Origin of the sequence: Streptomyces sp. SID5910, from assembly GCF_009862125.1 — a bacterium.
GTDB lineage: Bacteria > Actinomycetota > Actinomycetes > Streptomycetales > Streptomycetaceae > Streptomyces.
In genome coordinates this window covers 1-987 of the sequence record NZ_WWHX01000547.1, presented here as the reverse complement: position 1 = coordinate 987, position 987 = coordinate 1, and the positions used below count along the sequence as shown (strand labels likewise).

Here is a 987-nt window from a genome sequence, read left to right as displayed (position 1 = left end):
GCCGCCGGCGGGCCCGGCACGGCGTGGCGGCGGTGGGGCGGCAGTGGGGCCGGCGGTCCGGGCTCAGTGCGAGCCGCGGCGCAGCGCCTGCCGCTCCTTCTCCGACAGTCCGCCCCAGACGCCGAAGCGCTCGTCGTGGGTCAGCGCGTACTCCAGGCAGGCCGAGCGGATCGGGCACAGGGCGCAGATCCGCTTCGCGTCCCGCACGGAGCTTCCGGGCTCGGGGAAGAAGAAGTCCGCCCCGGTCTGCGCGCACAACGCCTCCTGCTGCCAGGTGAGGTCGGGCGTCGCGATGGTGTCGATGTGCATGCGCAGGATCGTGCCCGCCCTGTTCAGCGTCTCCTACGGCCCCGCCCTCGGCGTCCTCGCCCTGCTCCTCGGCCTGCGCGCGCCCCGGGCGCGCCCCGCGGTGGCCGCCTTCGCCGCGGTGGGCGTCGCCGGCACGGCACGCATCGCGCTGACCGGCGCGGACCCGGCCCCGGAGTGGCTGGTCATGACCGGCACGCTGCTGTTCGGCTGCGTCTTCCCCTGGCTCGGCGGACGCTACTGGCGGCAGAGCCGCGCGCTCGCCGAGGCCGGCTGGCTCAGGGCGGCCCGGCTGGAGGACGAGCAGCGGCACGCCGAGGAGCGGGCCCGGCTGCGGGAGCGGGCCAGGATCGCCCAGGACATGCACGACTCCCTCGGCCACGAACTGAGCCTGATCGCCCTGCGCGCCGGTGCCCTCCAGGTCGCCCCCGGGCTCGCCGCCGAGCACCGTGCCGCCGCGGCCGACCTGCGGGCGGCGGCCGCCGACGCGACGGACCGGCTGCACCGGATCATCGGCGTGCTGCGCGAGGCGGACGAGCCGGCCCCGCTGACCCCGGCGGGCGAGAGCGTGGCGGATCTCGTCGCCCGCGCCGCCGAGTCGGGGCTCCCGGTGCGCTGGGAGCCGTCGGACACCGCACCGGCCCCGGATCCCGCCGGCGTCGACGGACGGCTGCTGCACCG

At 77.8% G+C, this 987-nt stretch carries 2 protein-coding genes; one reads left to right on the top strand and one right to left on the bottom strand.

Annotation, left to right across the window (positions count from 1 at the left end; translation table 11 throughout):
* Positions 1 to 63 precede the first annotated feature (63 nt).
* Positions 64 to 309, bottom strand: a complete 246-nt coding sequence (locus GTW67_RS19035) for a WhiB family transcriptional regulator (protein WP_161166022.1) — start codon at positions 307 to 309, stop codon at positions 64 to 66.
* Between GTW67_RS19035 and GTW67_RS19030 the strand changes: the two genes are divergently transcribed.
* A partial coding sequence (locus tag GTW67_RS19030) for a histidine kinase (protein WP_237518929.1) occupies positions 308 to 987 on the top strand: 680 nt, incomplete at its 3' end. The two genes, GTW67_RS19035 and GTW67_RS19030, sit on opposite strands and share 2 nt — an antisense overlap.